General features: G+C 46.5%; 12 protein-coding genes. 5 read left to right on the top strand and 7 right to left on the bottom strand.

Annotation, left to right across the window (positions count from 1 at the left end; translation table 11 throughout):
• Window positions 1-115: 115 nt before the first annotated feature.
• Window positions 116-1120 carry an extracellular catalytic domain type 1 short-chain-length polyhydroxyalkanoate depolymerase gene (locus tag AC27N8_RS01850; RefSeq protein ID WP_487063360.1) on the bottom strand — a complete coding sequence of 335 codons (1005 nt, stop codon included), beginning with the start codon at window positions 1118-1120 and terminating at the stop codon, window positions 116-118.
• A complete protein-coding gene (locus AC27N8_RS01845; RefSeq protein ID WP_487063358.1) occupies window positions 1098-1880 on the bottom strand; it encodes a TetR/AcrR family transcriptional regulator in 783 nt (260 codons plus the stop codon). The genes AC27N8_RS01850 and AC27N8_RS01845 overlap by 23 nt, the downstream gene beginning before the upstream one ends.
• Window positions 1881-2103: 223 nt before the next feature.
• Between AC27N8_RS01845 and AC27N8_RS01840 the strand changes: the two genes are divergently transcribed.
• Entirely contained in the window at window positions 2104-2649 is a 546-nt protein-coding gene (locus AC27N8_RS01840; RefSeq protein ID WP_487063356.1) for a DinB family protein, read from the top strand.
• Between the two features lie 320 nt (window positions 2650-2969).
• Here the strand turns inward: AC27N8_RS01840 and AC27N8_RS01835 are convergent, their stop codons facing one another.
• Window positions 2970-3380 carry a nitroreductase family deazaflavin-dependent oxidoreductase gene (locus AC27N8_RS01835; protein ID WP_487063354.1) on the bottom strand — a complete coding sequence of 137 codons (411 nt, stop codon included), beginning with the start codon at window positions 3378-3380 and terminating at the stop codon, window positions 2970-2972.
• Window positions 3381-3555: 175 nt separating this feature from the next.
• Window positions 3556-5802, bottom strand: a complete 2247-nt coding sequence (locus tag AC27N8_RS01830; protein ID WP_487063352.1) for a protein kinase domain-containing protein — start codon at window positions 5800-5802, stop codon at window positions 3556-3558.
• A 303-nt stretch (window positions 5803-6105) separates the two neighbouring features.
• Between AC27N8_RS01830 and AC27N8_RS01825 the strand changes: the two genes are divergently transcribed.
• Together AC27N8_RS01825 and AC27N8_RS01820 are read left to right on the top strand one after the other, a co-directional pair.
• On the top strand, window positions 6106-6879 hold the full coding sequence (locus tag AC27N8_RS01825) for a glucose 1-dehydrogenase (protein ID WP_487063350.1): 774 nt from the start codon (window positions 6106-6108) through the stop codon (window positions 6877-6879).
• A gap of 400 nt (window positions 6880-7279) precedes the next feature.
• Window positions 7280-8479 (top strand): hypothetical protein, encoded by a 1200-nt coding sequence (locus AC27N8_RS01820; protein ID WP_487063348.1) that lies wholly within the window; start codon window positions 7280-7282, stop codon window positions 8477-8479.
• A 9-nt stretch (window positions 8480-8488) separates the two neighbouring features.
• Here AC27N8_RS01820 and AC27N8_RS01815 read toward each other — a convergent pair whose 3' ends face one another.
• Window positions 8489-10012 carry a winged helix-turn-helix domain-containing protein gene (locus AC27N8_RS01815; protein ID WP_487063346.1) on the bottom strand — a complete coding sequence of 508 codons (1524 nt, stop codon included), beginning with the start codon at window positions 10010-10012 and terminating at the stop codon, window positions 8489-8491.
• On the bottom strand, window positions 10009-13260 hold the full coding sequence (locus AC27N8_RS01810; protein WP_487063344.1) for an HD domain-containing protein: 3252 nt from the start codon (window positions 13258-13260) through the stop codon (window positions 10009-10011). The genes AC27N8_RS01815 and AC27N8_RS01810 overlap by 4 nt, the downstream gene beginning before the upstream one ends.
• A gap of 393 nt (window positions 13261-13653) precedes the next feature.
• Between AC27N8_RS01810 and AC27N8_RS01805 the strand changes: the two genes are divergently transcribed.
• Together AC27N8_RS01805 and AC27N8_RS01800 are read left to right on the top strand one after the other, a co-directional pair.
• Window positions 13654-14295 carry a toll/interleukin-1 receptor domain-containing protein gene (locus AC27N8_RS01805; RefSeq protein WP_487063342.1) on the top strand — a complete coding sequence of 214 codons (642 nt, stop codon included), beginning with the start codon at window positions 13654-13656 and terminating at the stop codon, window positions 14293-14295.
• Between the two features lie 92 nt (window positions 14296-14387).
• Entirely contained in the window at window positions 14388-15368 is a 981-nt protein-coding gene (locus AC27N8_RS01800; protein WP_487063340.1) for a toll/interleukin-1 receptor domain-containing protein, read from the top strand.
• 128 nt (window positions 15369-15496) lie between these two features.
• Here AC27N8_RS01800 and ppsA read toward each other — a convergent pair whose 3' ends face one another.
• Window positions 15497-18112, bottom strand: a complete 2616-nt coding sequence (gene ppsA / locus AC27N8_RS01795) for a phosphoenolpyruvate synthase (protein ID WP_487063338.1) — start codon at window positions 18110-18112, stop codon at window positions 15497-15499.
• Window positions 18113-18147 lie beyond the last annotated feature (35 nt).

Here is an 18147-nt window from a genome sequence, read left to right as displayed (position 1 = left end):
TATGAATCTTGAATGGGTATTACTCTATTGAGAGGTTTAAAATTCAAGAGCAGCATATGGTGCTGCATACTATAATGGGTGTGATGATTATAATCGATGGATGTAACAATTACAATCAAGGAAGCTGATAGGCTTGAAAAAATTGCCAGCTAAGAGTGGTTGCAGAGATCGTTTTTGTCGTTGAGCCGAGGCGTGAAACGGCTAGCGTGGCTCCTGGCCATGTATGACCGCCGTTATCGATGCGATAGTGCTCGACTGCCACATTCTGCTGGCAAGCGCTCCACTTGAGTCCAGTGACATCATCTTTCTGAAAAAAAGTTGTTGGATTGCTCTGACAACCATCAAGCGTGGCCCAGTCTTGTACGATCTGCAGTGCTGCCGTCAGGCTAAAAGCTTTGCCGCCATTATAATGTACAATAGGATCTTTTGTCCCGTGGAACTCCAGATAGGAGACTGGACGTGCTGGATGGCATCCTCCGGGGATAGGATAGACGGCTGCGGCAATCGCTGCGAATGCGCTGATGCGTCCAGCCATCTGACAGGCGAGCAGATTGGTCATCCCTCCGCCATTAGAGATACCCGTCGCGTAGATGCGATGGGCATCCACGCATAGACGTTGCTGTAATGTCGTTAACAGGTCGCTGAAAAACAAAACATCGTTAACTTTGGGATCAACTTTTCCATATGTGGACCATCCGACCTTGCCATCCGGCCCGACTACTCCCTGCGGATAGACAACCAGAAAGTGCTGTTGATCAGCCAGGGTTGAATACTGGGAATACAGCTCTTGCTCTTGTGATGTTTCATTCAGACCATGAATATTTAGCACGAGCGGTGTCATCTGCTGCGTATTATAACCGGCTGGAATGTGTAGCAGATATGTGCGTTTAATCCCGCTGGAGGTGATGGTAAAGGTCGCACTTTTTCCTTGCTCGACAGGCGCCGCTTTTCCACAGCCTGTCGTTGTCACAGGTGTGGCAACGATCTGCTCACTGGCAGATGCGATGGTCGTGGGCGTCGCATTACTGACGCCAGTGGTGGTCTTGCCTCCACATGCACTAAGAAGGAGCATGAGCAGAGTGGTAGCGCTCCACCACTTAGCTGCGTTCCGTTTCATCATTTTTCGCATCCTTTCCTGGAGCCTCCTGGTCCGTAAGCAGGACATTGGTGAGGCCCGCAATGATGAATTTTGTGACTGTTGTACTGACAACTTCGAGGGATTGAAGCTCCTTACCGTTTTCCATGTGCGATTGACGTAGCCACCATATGGCTGTGCGATTTAACATCGCTACGACCATCGCTGTCAGGAGGTTGAGCGGATAGGCTATGGCAGGCGTGCCGGGGCTACTTGCAGTGAAATCAAAGGGAGAGGTATCTTCCGAGGAGGTTGGCTGAATTCCTTTTAATAGCTGCACGATCCGCCAGGCGAAGCGTAAGAAGATCTGCCATTCGGCTTGCTGAACGCGCACCTGTTCGTTAAACATGATCTGCATCAAATCGCGATTATCATGTGCAAAGCTTAAGTAGGCAATCACGATATTTTTCAATGTATCTTCCCAGGGCATGTGCTGAGCATGACCTTGTTGCTGGATCGCATCAACCTCTGTATTGAGAGGTGCAAAACCTTCCACAAGGACAGCATGTAAGGCTTCATCTTTGGTCTTGAAGTAGAGATAAAAGGTGCCAAAGCCAACATCTGCTTCTGTAGTGATCTGTGCAATCGTAGCTTGAGACACTCCTACCTGTGCAAAGACGATGCGGGCACCTTCAATCAGTCGCAGACGTGTTTGCCATTGGCGTTGGCCGCGTCGTCCCTGGGGCTGCACAGCAGGGGGGACTGTATTGTCTGGCGACTCCGAACCATTTTCTGGAGCTGTCATTTTAAATTCCCTTCGGTAATTGATATACTTATCATAATTGATAGCATCATCAACAATGATAAGTATATCAATTATAGTCAGGGCAAGATCGGTTGTCAACTTCAGGTTACCAGATCAGCTCTCATCTCATAGAACCGCTTTGGTACACCAGAAAAAGAATACCTTCTCAAATCGAGAGAGGTTCTCGGATTTTCATGCGCTTATGTCATTTGGAGGTGTATAGATGGATACATTGTTGCGTACCGCTCTCTGGCAGCAGTTTGGCGCGACTATCGACATGCTTGAAAATGCCCTGCTTGCCTGCCCTGACACATACTGGCATGGACGCCTCTGGCATAGCCAATCAGACCGCTCGGAATCCGCAGAATTCTGGCGTATCACCTATCACGTACTCTACTGGCTTGACTTGTATCTTGCAGACTCTCCTGAAGGATTCACGCCCTCTCTGCCATTCACACAGGATGAACTGGACCCAAAGAAATTTCGTCCCGCACGGCCATATACCAAAGACGAGCTACACTCCTATCTGATGAAGCTACGCCAGAAGTATCAGACAACGATTGGCGAGTTGTCTGACGAGAAAGCATATCAACTGCTCACGTTCTCCTGGATTGATGGAGGTCCAATTAGCTTTTTAGAGTTGCTCTTGTACAATATGCGGCACGTGCAGGAGCATGCTGCCCAGTTGAATCTGTTTCTAGGACAGAACGCGGTTGATGTTGCCTCTGATTGGGTTGGCCGAGCGCAAACCGTTGAGGAAGGCGTATAAGTGCTTTCGGCGGAGCAGAGTGACCTTTTATTCTCATCTTGCAAGTGAGGAAATCTTTTGAATAGGTAGGTACATAAAAATGTTATTGCAAGACAAAAGCGCAGTCGTTTATGGTGCAGCAGGCTCAATATAACTGGAGCTATTGCTAACCTGACCTGCGGCTCAGTCATGGACTAAATGGGAAAAATGAGGCGAAATTGGCACACAATCGCTGATATTCTTATAGTTGCGATTGTGTGCCAATTTCAGCAGTGGTAGAAGCGCCAGCTTTCAGCAAGGATGAGCTAGATTTAGATCCTCTTGCTGGTGTCGAATGATCGCTATTTGCGCACCAGTTCAACTACTGGAATCTTCCGGCTTGTCTTGGCCTGATATTCTGCGAAATTACTGGCCAGTTCAGCTTGCTTGGCATAGATCTGATCTCGTTCCTCGTCTTGCAGTACCACAGCGGTAGCGGGAAACTTTTCACTACCCAATTCAACCGTCACCTCGGGATGCGCGACAATGTTGTGATACCAATCAGGATTGGTCGGAGCCCCAGCTTTGGATGCGAAGATAAAAATACGTCCATTTTCACTATAATATGCTAAAGGATTGATACGCGGCTGCCCACTTTTTGCACCGATGGAGTTGAGCAAAAGCAATGGTGGAGTTCCTTCTCCAACTTTTCCGTTGTTGGCGCGAAAATCAGCAATAATCTGGCGGTTCCAATCATTGAAATTCTGTGTCATGTATGCAACAAGTCTTTCTTATAGTAATTGATCTGTTTGCTCTTCGACCGGGATAGTCTCAGACGTCAAAATCTTTGTAGCCCATGTATGTGCTAATATTATCTTAGCCCCTGAATTAAAGAATGTCAACATGCCCGGATGAGAGCGAGTAGGGGCAGACGAGCATCTATGTGCTTTAGTTGGCGAGTATCTCAATCCCATTGATCTGAGCATTATCAATCACGGCAGTAAATTGAAGCGTGATGGTCCCGTCACTGGCTGGTTCTGTCACAAACTGCTCCACAACGGCTTTATTGTTGCCACCGGCTGCTGCTACAATATCAAAACTGCTTAAGATTTGTTGCCCATTGAGAAAAACGTTAAAGGTGCGCTGTCCGGCAGACGTCCAATACGTCTCCGCGAAATGGAGGCGTATCGTATAGGATGCGCCTGGCGTGAAATGGGGGATGCGATAGATACTATCGCCCACACGACTGGATTGATAAACACTCTCTGGCGCTGGATTCACCACTCCACTGGTACTGATGACATTGCTAACAACATCTGGTCGCGATGGACGCGGTGGATCTTGCGCTCTATCTGAGAAGTCTTGATCGGCGACAAATGAGCCCGTAGCGCCTCCGCCGTTGTTAATCTGGATCGAGCCACTTCCATGGACGGTGGCTGGGGTAGGGGTCGCAACCGGAGCTTTTGTGGGTGTGTTATGGGGATTCGTTTGTATGGCTGGTGTGGTAGGTGTCGGAATGACCTTGTGGGTGTCTCCTGGCGTTGCCGTGGCGACTGGCGTAGACCTTTTTGTTGATGCGGTAGGCTTCTGGGTAGGATGTACGGGTATGGCACTATTCGTTGTGGCTCCGCTGCTGGTCGCATGAACCGTTGCCGGGATTGCTGGATATTTCACGCCGGCCTGAGTTTTATGCGCGGGGTTGGCAAGGCTTAAAAGAGAAGGTGTAAAAATTCCCAGAAGGACTAATACTACTGAGATGACACTTATCCAGAATAAAAAGAGCTTTCTGCTTTGACGAGGCGGCGCTGCTGGCGCTGCTGACACTGCGCTGTTGGGGAGAAGCTGATCAGGGCTGCTTTGTTCCAGAAAGAGTTTATTTTGAGGTGCAGTTACCCGGTTGGAAATCTGTATTAACTGGCCGTAAGGTGGGACTGGATCACTCAGTTCCACTTCTGGTAATGGACGCGTCGCTTGTTCGGAGGGGGTGCTCTCAGGAAGACTGCTCACGTTATTAGAGGCGGTACTCTCGGGAAGAAGGTCCAGATCATCGTAGGAGGAGCTCTCAGGAAGAATGACCACGGCATCGTGGGAGGCGCTCTCGGGAAAAGTGTTCTCTGTATCAGAGGATATGCCAGACTGTGAATTCAATTTGCGTGCAGTATTACGCAGTCTCATGCCCATCACTGGTGGAAGATCGCTAGTAAGTGGCTTTTTGGGCTCCTGTATGGCGGTCTCTTCTGGCACTTCGGATGAATTTGAGCTACCAGCTGGCTTCGGGACATCCGGAAAAGGGGTAAATCCGAAAGGTTTGGTGACAGATCCCTTTTTGAGGAGGTCGGGGATTCCAGGCAATGACAAGTTAAGCGTCGACGGTAATTCAGGTGTTTGTATGGTTAAGCCATTCTCTAGCGTGCTTAAAAACGCGTCAATATCTTCATAACGATCTGCACTTTTTTTTGACAGCGCCTTGAGGATCGCCATGTCGATCGGCATTGGTATCTTTGGTACATGCTTGGATAGAGGTGCTGCATAGCTTGTCGTGTGCATTCCCCACATAGAGGAAAAGCTCTGCGCGTCAAAGGGGACATGACCTGTGATCAACTCGTAGGCCAGACAAGCTAATGAATACTGATCACTGGCCTTTTCGATTTTCCCAATAAATTGTTCGGGGGCCATATATCTCGTTGTAGCTAGATCTGTTTTATGTCCAAGTTTGGTGATATCAATAAACGGCGACAGATTAAAATCAGTTAATTGTACTGTTCCAGTATCGGTGTAAAAGACATTCTCAGGTTTGAGGTTGCCATGGATAAGTTCCTGGTCGTGCGCGTAACTGAGTGCATGACCAATTTGCATCACAATACTTAAGGCTTCGTGCCAATCCATTGGCTCCTGACCCAGCTTTTCCAGGCGCTGATGCAGTGAGCCATAGGTACGATATTCACTGATAAGATAAGCCTTATCTTGTTCCAGTCCGATACCTAGTATGGGGACAATGTGAGGATGCTCCAGAAACGTCAGAGAACCGAGCTGAAGTAAATGCTGTTCTTCATCTGGATTGACACATTCTTTATCAAAGAGCTTGATGATGACTTTCTTTTGGATATTTTGTCGTAGATGAGCTAAATAGGTTTTTCTAAGTGTTTTATCTGCTAATTCTTCAATGAGGCGATACTGAAGAAAGTCCTTTTGCATAAATACTGTCCGTTCATATAAAGATTGGATTTTCGAATATCTGGCTTTCTAAATACATTATACGTTGATAAGCGATGCGAATCAACGATTTTCGATTTTTTTGAGACTTAATCATATCTGTCGATTTCGAGCTATATCTCTTCTCACGCTTACCTTTCCGCAGTGGATTTTTGGTGCAAAAGAACGCCAGGTGTGATCGGATGGTGCTAGAATGTCTCTATCGTCAAACGTTAAAATGATCGTTTGAATAATTCTCTTGCCTACGTTTTATTCACCCTGCTAATCTGTAAGAGGAGGACCTGCATGAGTGTTTTGGATGCTTTTAAATTGACTGGGAAAGTGGCAATTGTCACCGGTGGCAATCGGGGATTAGGCGAGGCCTTTGTAAATGCCTTGGCTGACGTAGGAGCGGCCGTCGTTATTGCTGCTCCCACTGGTTCCCACGAGCGTAGCGAAGCGGTCGCCGCAGCAGTGCAAGCGGAGGGAAAAAAGGCGATTGTGGTAGATGTCGATGTTTCGAAGCCTGATCAGGTAGATAAAATGCTGGAAGAAGTAAACAGCAGGTTAGGGCCAGTTGATGTGCTGGTCAACAATGCGGGTATTTGCTATCATACAGATGCTCTGGACGTGACCGTCGAGGAATGGCAGCAGGTCATGGATGTCAATGTGAATGGGCTGTGGTTCTGTTGTCAGACTGTGGGGCGTCAGATGGTAGAGCGTAAAAGTGGTAGCATTATCAATATAGGGTCAATGTCGGGATTCATCGTTAATCGCCCACAGATGCAGCCGCACTATAACGCATCCAAAGCGGCGGTCCATCATATTACGAAATCGCTGGCTGCGGAATGGGCGCAATTTCACGTCCGGGTCAACGCGATTGCTCCCGGGTATATCAAGACACCAATGTCTCCGGTCGATCGACCAGAGCTGCGACAGAACTGGATTGAGGATGCTCCCATGGTTCGTTATGGTCAACCGGAAGAACTGGGTCCACTGGCTGTCTACCTCGCATCGAATGCCTCTAGCTTTATGACTGGCTCCGTGATTGTTATCGATGGCGGCTATACTCTTTGGTAAAATCTAACTGGTTCGCTCCCGTATGAGAATGCTTTTGCCAGAGGCGTTGTGAAAAGTATCAACAATCTGGTACATGTGCGTCTTGTGCCCGCACTTTTACGCCTCCACCCTACGATGACAAAATCGAAAAATCTTGTCATCGTAGGGTGGAGGCTGACTTTCGTACATTTTCTGTTAATGTTAAGAATAGCAATCGTTTTATAAACTGAACAATATGAATGTTTGCCACTGTAAAAAGAAATGGTAATCAGTAACAAATTTCCTTTTCTATTGATGGCTATGTTCTGTTCATCTAGCAATTATGATATGTGCGCTATACTAATATTATATACCTTTTTTTTCTTTTTTGCACTCTCTTGATAGAAAAGAGGATGCTTATCATTGTAAACAGGTAGAATGTATGTTTTCTTTAAATTATTATGAGGCAAGTAGAGAAATACTTCAGCCTCTTTGCGAAATGCTATCCCTTCGCGAGGAGTCCAATCAATCTTTTAGAAAGGTTGAGGACGCAGATTATATAATCAATTATGTACGAAAATCTGAATCAGCCTGGATTCTTTTTGTACATAGCCGGCCTGGAAACGAACAACTGGTTGTGAAAATACTCTGTCCATATCAGGATGCAAGATATCAGTTAGGTTCCTCCGAAGAACGCCAGAATTGCCAGCTTGAAGCGCTGCTCTGGAATAGAACCTTTACGCCCTCTGCTTACTATGGCCTTGCGTGTGTCTATGGCCTCAATCCAGGAACACGCACTCTTACATTAGGCCAGGTTGTGGAGCAGCCGGAACGAGATCGATTCGAGCGTTATGCAAATTATGCCTTAGTGATGCGTTATTTGTCAGAATGTGACCATTTAGAAACACTTTTGGATAACTACAAAGATGATGAAGATGCTCTGTTTGCTTTGCTGATGCCCTTGACGCGACGGATTATCCAACTCCATGGAGCGCAACCAGCATTATCCAATGAAGATGCTTATAGATGGGGATCTGTTGCTCAGGTGCAAAGGAAATTGGAGCATAATCTTTCACTGGCCGAGCCGTTTATCCAGAGAGATAATGCCTCACTGTCCCCACAACTTGTGTCAGCCAAAGACGGCTTTATAAAACTACGTTGTGCTATGAAAGAAAAATTTCCCTGGACAGATTACGAAAACCTTTTTGGGCAAAGGCTGAAGCGGAACTACATAAAACGCTGTCATGGAGATTTGAAGGCACCGAATATCTGGATCGAAGCAGAAAATGCACCTTCTGATAAACATGGCGTTGAGAAAGTCTCTATTCTGGATGCCATTGATTTTAATCCGATGTACTCGCACATTGACGTACTCAGCGACTTTGCAACCTTTGTGATTGATATACAGGCGCGTACAGAGTTGAAGTTTCCGTCGCTCACCGAAAAAATTATTGCCCATTATCTGAATGAAATGCCTGAGGAAGATTGTACAGATGCACGTAAAGTATTAAATTACTACCTATTTGAAAAGGCATACGTTTGCGCCGCTATTAGCATCATCTATGACAACCTTCCTGATTTAGGGCAGGCATATTTAAAGGTGGCGGACCAATGGCTGAGTGATGTACTAATCGCCATGTAATCTAGCCTGCTACGAATATGTGTTGGAACTATCTCTACGTAACATATAGCCCTGACCACGGATGGCGATAAGGGAACGCGGATTATCTGGTTCTGGTTCTATCTTTGTACGAATGCGCTCGATAATTTTTTGTAGTGCGCTATCGGTGGGTTGATCCAGCTTCCAGATGGCCGCCTTGATCTCTGCACGAGAACAGATCTTTCCTGCGTGTGCCTGTAGATATTCATATACCATGCCTTCAAGATACGTAAAAGCTCTGTTTTCGGCAGGCAGAACCTTTTCGTTTTCAGGCAGTGAGGATGAAGAGGTGGGTTGATGGGCGTCTGGCCATGTTTGTACAGATGAGGCGCTTTGCTTAAGGATAAACTGGCGCATGATTTCGCAGAATGGTTGCCAGCGTTCATTTTTTCGCTCGATGATCCCACGTTGTTCCAGCGTAAAGAGTATTTCTTTAATCGGAATTGATTGATTCTTCAATTGTGTGAGCTCAGCAAGGTTCTCATCGCAGGCGATTGCCAGCATGGCGTGTTGATAATAGGAGAGCTTGCCGTTCTCTTCGTGGCGGCTTGCGTGGGTTCCGGGCTCTCCTTGCAACTCGGCGTCGCCAAGACTGTGCCAGAGCCAATCACAGATCGGGCTGGCATCCATTGAGATACGATAGGTAAGGGTGTCATATTCGCCTTTGGCTGTATCTTTGCGCAGTTCAAAGAGATGAAAACAAGCAATGCGTAACAGTGCAGGATGGCGTCCAGCGATCTGTTTAAGAAAGGCAAGATCTTCTTCTACCCAGATGCTTTTTTTCCTTCCGGCCTCATCGCGTGCCTCAATCAGGCGATCATGTACCTCATGCCTTTTCAGTAAACCCAGATAGATAGGATCAGCAAAAAGATTCCATAATGGCGAGGGGGTGAAAAAATTTTCAGGATGATAATGATATAACAGGTAGAGTAAATAGCGACTTGCGACGACATAGGCACTGCGATGCTGTTGAACTATGGCACGCAACCATTCGCTATCCCGTTTGGGGAGACTGGCGACTCCTTCAAAATTGTCGAAGATCAAGATAACTGGAACTGGATGTTTGCGAATAAGATCTTCAACAGCGCTTTTGATTTCATAGGCATCGTACTTTGTGATGGTATCAAGATCAGGCTTCGACAATTCAGGCGGTTGTGATGGCTGTAGAACCAGCTGTGCACTCATATAGAGTCCCCACCAGAACTCGGTAGAGGCCAGATAATCCATATTTGCCAGCGGAATGTAAACAGCACAGTCAAGATAGATAAAAGCTAAATGCCTGTGGGCATGAGGTAGATTATCTCCTAGCAGCTGGCGCTGTGGATCAGATAGAGCACGTAAAAGGGTCGTTTTTCCGCTAAACGTCTCGCCAATCACCACACAACTTTGTGGAGGGTCGCTGAGGAGATAGCGGTCTATCTCTTGTAGCTCTTGTTGCCTCCCCCAAAAGGACCAACGCGTGAAGGGATTGTGGTGGTACTGTTGCGTCTGTGATAGGCTAGCCGACTGATTCATTGTAAATCTGCCTCCTTTAAGACTAATTCGAGTGGCCAATGCTGCCGCAACCAGCGGGAGAATAGTTCGACTGCGATGGCATAGCGCATGCTGTTATGTTTTAGAATACCTAGCGTTGTGAGATCTTCGAGTGCTCGTACAAGATCACCTTCCGTCACCACCATACGAATCAGGTGGGCCAGTTGATTGAACTCGACCTCACTAATGTTGCTGCTCAGCTGGGCGATGGCACTCAGGATAATCTTATTGCGTTGCGAAGCTATGGCTGTATCGGCTCCCCATAAGTGTAAAAAGCGGCTACTATCGGCTGTATTTAACCATTCATTAATAAATGAAATGGTGTGTTCAAGCGTGATATGTTTTTCTTTCTCTTGAGCTACCTCATAGAGTCGCCAGCAGATGAGCTGGAGATAAAACGGGTGACCAGCAGTGGTAAAAAGTAAATGTTGTACTGCTTCATCAGTAATGGTGCCTACCGTGTTCAAGCCATCTCTAATCAATAGAGAAGCGGCTTCCAGGTCGAGACAATCAAGTTTGATGTCATAGGCGGCGTTGAAAAGTGGAGCGATGGTTGCCTGCTGCTGTAGTTGACTGAGTAATCCACCACCACTCAAGATGAGATGCACATTTTTTCCATGTTGAGAGGTGCTGCGCAGTCGGCTAAAAATGGCCTCCAAAGTGACATCGGACTCGTGTAAGTTCCATAGACATTGAAATTCGTCCAGGATCAAGACCATATGATGAGCATGAAAATAGTGCTGAATCGTAGCAAAAAAGGCATCAAAGAGTGTTAATGGGTCTTTGCGCAGTTCTCGCAGGGGAGGGATCGTTAATTCGTCGACCGGTTGCGGCAACTTTTCTTTAATGCGTGACATCAGATGATGCAGAAAATGGCTGGTCGTACTATCACTCACGCTTTGTACATCAATGAACACCGGGATGAAATCCTGGAGGGGTTGTTCGTTGAGATGCAAGAGGAGGGAAGATTTTCCAATGCGTTTCTGCCCCCATAAAAGAATAACGGTATTTTGTGTTTGTTGATATAAAAGAGATAAAATGCGTTGACATTCGCCGTCACGGCCGTAAAAGCGAGGGCCGAGTGCAAGTTTTGGGCCGTATGGGTTGGCTTTAGGAACGAAGCGTTGGGTGAATTGCTGCTGTACCGGTGAGGGGAGTTGGGTAGAGGGCATCATCTCAACATGAGTAACATAAGGTATTTTTGTTAAATCGCTCTCCAGATGTTGGCGCTGATGGCTGGTTGTTTTTCCCAGTAATATCTGTACATCAGCCATAGTGCCATCGGGACGACCAGTGGCCTTAAAATCCTGAATATAGCATTCGAGCGAGGTGACTATTTTAGTGATATCAGCGGCTAACCCTTTACGATCAAGTGCCTCTATCACAACGACATAATTTGGCTCGGCAGGCTCATCGCCCTTGACAGGAACGATACTATCCTTATTCTTTTTGACCTGTGCACAGTCAGCTTGATGAATGACAAGGACCTGTCCTTTGGGGCGCATCTCAACGCAGCCAATGATATCATCTGTTGTGGTGGGAGTGCAGCATTTAGCGTACATCTTAGTGAGCCTATCTATATCTGGAGAGAGAGCATGGACTGTGACGTTTGGTGTCGGTTGTTCAGTCATAAATGAGCGTAATTGGCCGACAATTTTGTCTGGTTTGTGTCTACCAACGCTAATGGATATCAGTAAATCCTCCCAGCTTTTGGACTGTTCTCGAAAAGCCAGTTGTGTCAGGAGTTGTCGAAGGTGACTATCGCTGATGTTTAAGTCACTGCGGCGTAGCTGTTGGTCTAACAAGTCACCTCCACGTTTGACCATCTCCTTACGTTTATATTGTGTAAACCATTGGCGAATACGGTTGGCCGCCTGTGATGTCTTGACATAGTTTAAAGACTCCAGGCTTGGTTGTGTTTCCGATCCACCTAAAATGAGCTCAATTCGGTCACTCATTTTCAAGGAGTGATCTAGTGCAACATGTACTCCATTGACGAGGCCACCGATACAGCGATGCCCGATGTCGGTATGAATTTCATAGGCAAAATCGAGCAAGGTAGCCTCTGCGGGCATGTTTTTAATTTCTCCTATTGAGGTCAGGACTTGAATCTCGTTTGCATCTGGCAATACCTGCTGCGAGAAGGTAGGAAGAAGATGTTCTGGCACGCCCCACCAGCGGGCTATGATGCCCTGCTCGGCGACGACGTGCATTGATCGCGTACGAATGCTGATGTTGAGGATATGACCGCTGGGATGCCTGATCTGAGTATGAAGGGCTCGATATCCATTGTTTTTATGGGCGCCAATAAAGTCGCGAAATTTTCGTTCGATTGGTTGATAATACGTATGTAGTAAACCAAGTATGCGGTAACAGTCGATTTCGTCATCGGTTTGTAGGATGAACATGCCAGCATCTTCGAGTTTATAGGATGGCAGTTCGCTATGGATTGGCTTGCCCAAACGTGCGTTATACTCGATTTGCTGGCGATAGAGCGTATAGAGTGGTTTCGGCAACCAGGAGGGGGCGCAGACTTGTGCAGGTATTGTTTGTAAATCGGTTAATAGTTGCTCAAGTAGCGCGGGGTTAATTTGTGCGCGGCCCCTTTTTAAGGTTTCGTACGATATGGGATGGCTGATAGCAAAACAGGCATCCTCAATTTGATTTTTTATCATGAACATGCCGAGTTTTTCAGTCATTGGAACCAGCAAGTTGAAGCCAACGCGTGCTACGCGCTCCTGAAAATCACGCGTAAGCGAAGCGATAGTTTGTAAGTTGTGCGCACGATCTGCGATTTTGATAGCGAGAATATCGTGTTGCTGTTGGAGTAGCGTGGTGATGCCTTGTCCGATGTTACCCACTTCTGAGGAACGTAAAAAATTTCCTTCGGTGGTGCGAAACAGGCGATTCATGGAGATGGTTGCTTTCAACAATTGACAGATATCCGTTCCCAGGTGTAGTTCAATTTTTCCAAGATCATAGACGCAAGAGTATTCAAGGCTTTGAATATCGTGAAGCAATCCGGTAATGACAATAGAAGGGGGGGCGTGCCAATCAGCTAGCATAGATGCGACAGAGAAGACATGGCTTAGATAGGGATCACCCGTCACGCGATAGAACCCCTGATGCGCCTCTGTGGCAATTGTATATGCCTCATAGAGTTGTTGCCGCTCGGTGGAAAAGGATGGCGTGTACGCTTCAACCTTTCGCATGATTTCTTCAATGTTCATATTTCTTCTCTCTGGCTACTCTTGTTGCTTGTTTCAAACTAGAGAAGACATGCACTACTTAAATGTATAACATACATGGACTAGAGCTGTCAACTTCCTGACAATAAAAGAGCCTCAAGATGAAAAAAATTGCATTTAATATGCCTCACAATTTATTTTTACATGAATGATATCAAATAGCTTGACAAATTTAGGCTGGCTGACTATCATAAAGACATAGAGATATCTTTATATGTCTTTAATGGGATCATAAAAAGAGTATATATCCTTATTTATGACGAAGCGTGGGAAAGTGTTGTGGGATGGATGCTGGACTCATCTATTTCTTTTCAGGCTAGTAGTTCGCATAGACCGGAACAAAAGAACGAGGCGTTTTGAAAAGGAGATAAGGATATGTCACTCACAATCTTTGGGAACGCTGATCCGCAGAAGTTGAAAGGGCTTGAAAAAGTCAAGCACCTGAGCTCCTCATTCGTCCGACTTGAAACCATATGGTGCCTACCGAGGATTATTCCAGAAATATTTCTACGAGGTACCTGTGTCCCTGATGTCATCCTCCTCTATGCTCGTACTCTTCTTGTTGGATGTCCAATTGAATACCACTCCTGTTTTATTTGTTATACAAGCAAAGATCAGGCCTTTGCTACCAGGCTTCATGCCGATCTGCGACGAAAAGGAGTACGTTGCTGGTTTGCTTTGGAGAATATAAAGATTGGTGATCACTATCAGCAGCGGATTGATGAAGCGATTCGCAGCTATGATAAGCTAATCTTGATTCTTTCTGAGCAAGCGCTTGAGAGTGTCTGGGTTGAACGTGAGGTGGTGGCAGCGCGTGAGAAAGAGGATTGTGAGCATCGATCGGTGCTTATCCCCTTACGACTGGATAATACGGTAATGAATACTACTAATGCCTGGGCAGCTGATGTGCGTCGTCGTTGGCATATTGGTGACTTTACATGGTGGAAAGATCATGATACGTACCAACGAGCCTTTGAACGGCTCTTGCGTGATCTCAAAATCGAAGAGAAGTCATGATGTGTTTATCTTTCTGGCTGGAAGTCATTCTGTATGTGCGTGAATGAAAGCCTTTGCATACAAGGGAGAATATGACAAGAAGGGAGCAACCAATGATGCAGGATGCATCACGCCCGATTGAGCTTTTTTACAGCTATGCGCATCGTGATGAGAGACTTTGTAAAGGTCTGGAGAACCATTTGAGCATACTTCGACAGCAGGGAGTGATAGCTGAATGGCACGAGCGCAAGATCATAGCTGGCAGCGACTGGAAGCAATCTATCGATATACATCTCATGAGAGCGGAGATTATTCTCCTGCTGATTAGTCCTGATTTCCTGGCCTCAGATTATTGCTACGGTGTGGAAATGCAACGTGCATTCACGCGTCATGCGGCTGGCGAGGCAATCGTTATTCCTGTTATCCTGCGTCCTGTCGATTGGCATGGAACGCCGTTTGCCCATCTGCAACCTGTTCCAACTGGCGCGAAGCCTGTTACTCTCTGGCCCAATCGTGACGAAGCATTTCGTGATGTTGCCGTGGCTATTCGAAAAGCCATTGAATTTCTTCATCCTGTGCCATCTCCATCGCACCACACGAATGAGCCTTTTGCATCTTATCCAGAAATGGACTTGTATCAGCATGCTTCCTCAGATTATTATCGCTGTTGCTTGAGTTATGCGCCGGAAGATCAACTCTTTGCGGAAAAATTGTATACAGATCTGCAAAGCAAAAATGTCTCTTGCTGGTTTGCACCTCATGATCTCAAAATTGGGGATAAAATTCGTACCCAGATGTACGATGCTATCAGGATGCACGAGAAACTCCTTTTGATCCTCTCCGAACATGCGGTTACAAGCGATTGGGTCGAACGAGAAGTGGAGGTGGCTTTTGAGCAAGAACGTCGGATACCAAAAAATCTGGTTCTTTTTCCGATCCGGCTCGATGATGCCGTGATGCAGACTACCGCAGCCTGGGCTGGAGATACCCGCCGGATACGCTTTATTGGCGATTTTCGATGCTGGCAGGATGATGCGATGTATCAGCGGTCATTGCAACGGCTGTTGCGTGATTTACATGTGGAGAAGAGCTGAAAATTATTGCAATATATAGGGGGAATATATAAAATCCCCCATTTTATGTTAGCAACATACCACAAAATATGATAAGCTATCAGCAGTAAATTTTTGTGAAGATATACTGCTATTCAGGTGTAGAGATATCACAGGATTTCTACATAGCCTTCTGTCCCATTGACCCGGATTCTTTGTCCGTCTTGGATTAGCCTGGTGGCATTACCTACGTTTACGACTGCAGGTAAACCATATTCACGTGCGATAACTGCTCCATGGGTCATCAGCCCGCCAACTTCGGTGACCAGTCCTTTGATGGAGACAAACAATGGCGTCCAGCTCGGGTCCGTAAATGAGGTGACCAAGATATCTCCATCTTCTAGATTGGCCTCTTCCATGTTGAAGATGACACGTGCTCGTCCCTCTACAACTCCGGAAGAAACAGGTAGACCTATAAGAGCTTCGGCCGGGAGATTGTCTCGTTTGTATTTCCCTGTGATGATTTCTCCCTCCGATGTAATGACACGTGGGGGCGTGAGTTTTTGATAGGATGCGTACTCGTCTTTTCGCTTGCTGATGATCTGGTGATCCAGCGTATGGGTGCGTACGACTTCGCGCAGCTCTTTAAAATTGAGGTAATAGATATCTTCTTTATCAGAAAGAACGCCGGCCTGGAGAAGTTGCTCAGCTTCTTTCTGTAAAGCCTGCTTATACACGAAGTAGCGATTAATCTGGTGGTATTTGGGATATTCACGATAACCAGCGAAATTCCGGACCAGACTGATCATCCTTGCTGTCTCGCTAGCCTTTTCATCACCATCAGGTAATTGCTTCAATCGATCCAACAACTCTTGTTCTTTCTCCCAGGCTTCCTGTCGTCCTTGCTCAAACTTCCGCTTGCTCTCATGGGGCTCGAAGTTTTTGATATGGCTGAGAAGCATGGGAACAAGTATCATTGGCTTTTCGCTCCAACGGGTTCTCGTGATATCGATTTCCCCGGCACAGCGCATGCCGTATTTGTCGAGGTAGGCATGGATCGCGTCTTGAACTTCCTGTCCACCAGCAAACTTTACCAATTCATCCAGAAAGGTATCGTCTTTGACGTGGTGTAAATACTCAATGACTTCTGGATAAGGACGAATCACATCTGCGACATCCAATAGCTCCAGCCCCATCTCCGAAGTGATATTGTTTGGGACAGATTGAGAAAGCGTGTCTGCGACGTTTTTTTCACCTAACCATGCCAGCATGTTTTCATTGAGCCATGATGAGGCATCAATAACAGCCAGAATCACATTCAAACTTTGTGGATTAAATAGACTCATCCTTAATTGCGGGATATCTTCTTGAATAAAATCAAATAAATCCACGCCTGATTTCGTGGGGATCGTTCGTTTTAACTCTGCTAGCGATGCTTGACTTCGCTCAATCATATGAGAAACGATGGTCGGGTCGTTTTCGATTTGTGTACGAGAGCCCGCACTCGATATAACTTTATTGCTTTTACCAGGATGCTGTTCTGTCTTGTCCTCTGGTAACAATTTGACAAAATCTCCTCGTTCTATGAGGGTCGTGAGTGCATCTTTTAAGAGCGGATCGGATTGTCCCAGGGTGGTGATTACCGCATTCCTGCTAGCAGGAGAAGCCAGCATAGGTGTCACATCAACAAATAATCTTCCGCCAGCTGTACGCATGAGTGCAGTTGTTGTTAACAAGAAAAAAGCCAGTCCCAGGGGTCTCATGGGATCGGTCATCATCTGTTGATGACCAACAGAGACGTACACGTGATTTTCGTCATCGTTTACTTCAGGGATCGGGTATAAGGTAGTGATTGGCCGGCTCTGGAGAATATAAAATGTATTAGCAAGCAGGCACCATTCGATATCTTGTGGGTAACCAAAGTACGCTTCGATCTGTCTTCCTATGCGGGCAAGGTGTACAATCTGTTGGTCGGTAAGTGTTTGAGTCTTTTGTTGATCAGGAGCGATCTGCCGGGTCTCTGTTCCGCCCTCTTTTCGTCCATAGATAGCCAACGTTTTGGTGGCGATCATCTTCGCGACGATTTCCTCTTCCTGCACTTTGTAACAATCAGCAGAGACCAGGCCGGAAACCAGCGCTTCTCCAAGTCCAAAACTGGCATCGATTGAGAGCAGTTTGCGGTTAGAAGTGATCGGATCAGCTGTGAACATGATCCCCGCAGCCTCCGGGTAGACCATTTTTTGGATGACCACAGATAGACGGACCTTTTTATGGTCGAATCCATGCTGTATGCGGTAAATCACCGCACGATCCGTAAAGAGCGACGCCCAGCACTTGCTGATATGCTTGAGGATGGCCTCCTTTCCAATCATGTTCAAATATGTATCCTGCTGACCAGCAAAGGAAGCTGTCGGTAAATCCTCGGCGGTGGCGCTGGATCGTACGGCATAGGCATTTTTTTCACCCAGTCTGGAAAGATGGCCGATGATCTCTGCTTGAATGTCTGGAGGGATGGCTATCCCTTCGATAACTCTGCGCATCTCGCCGCTAAGTTTACTGATTTTATCCTGGTCTTCTACCTGTAGTTGCGCAAGCTGATCAAGTAGTGCGTTAATCGATGGCGTTTCCCCAATGACTCTTGTAAAGACGTTTGTAGAAATACAAAAGCCATCCGGTACGTGCATTCCAGCAATCCTGGAAAGTTCTCCCAGGTTCGTGCCTTTTCCTCCGACAACCATGAGTTTTGTTTTGTCAATATCCTGAAAATCAAGGACAAAGGAACTCATATGTCTCTCTCCTTTAATAGAACAGATTTCATGCA

Source organism: Dictyobacter sp. Z7_2, assembly GCF_057551105.1.
The sequence above is the reverse complement of the archived record's forward strand: the minus strand, read 5'-3'. Positions and strand labels throughout refer to the sequence as shown.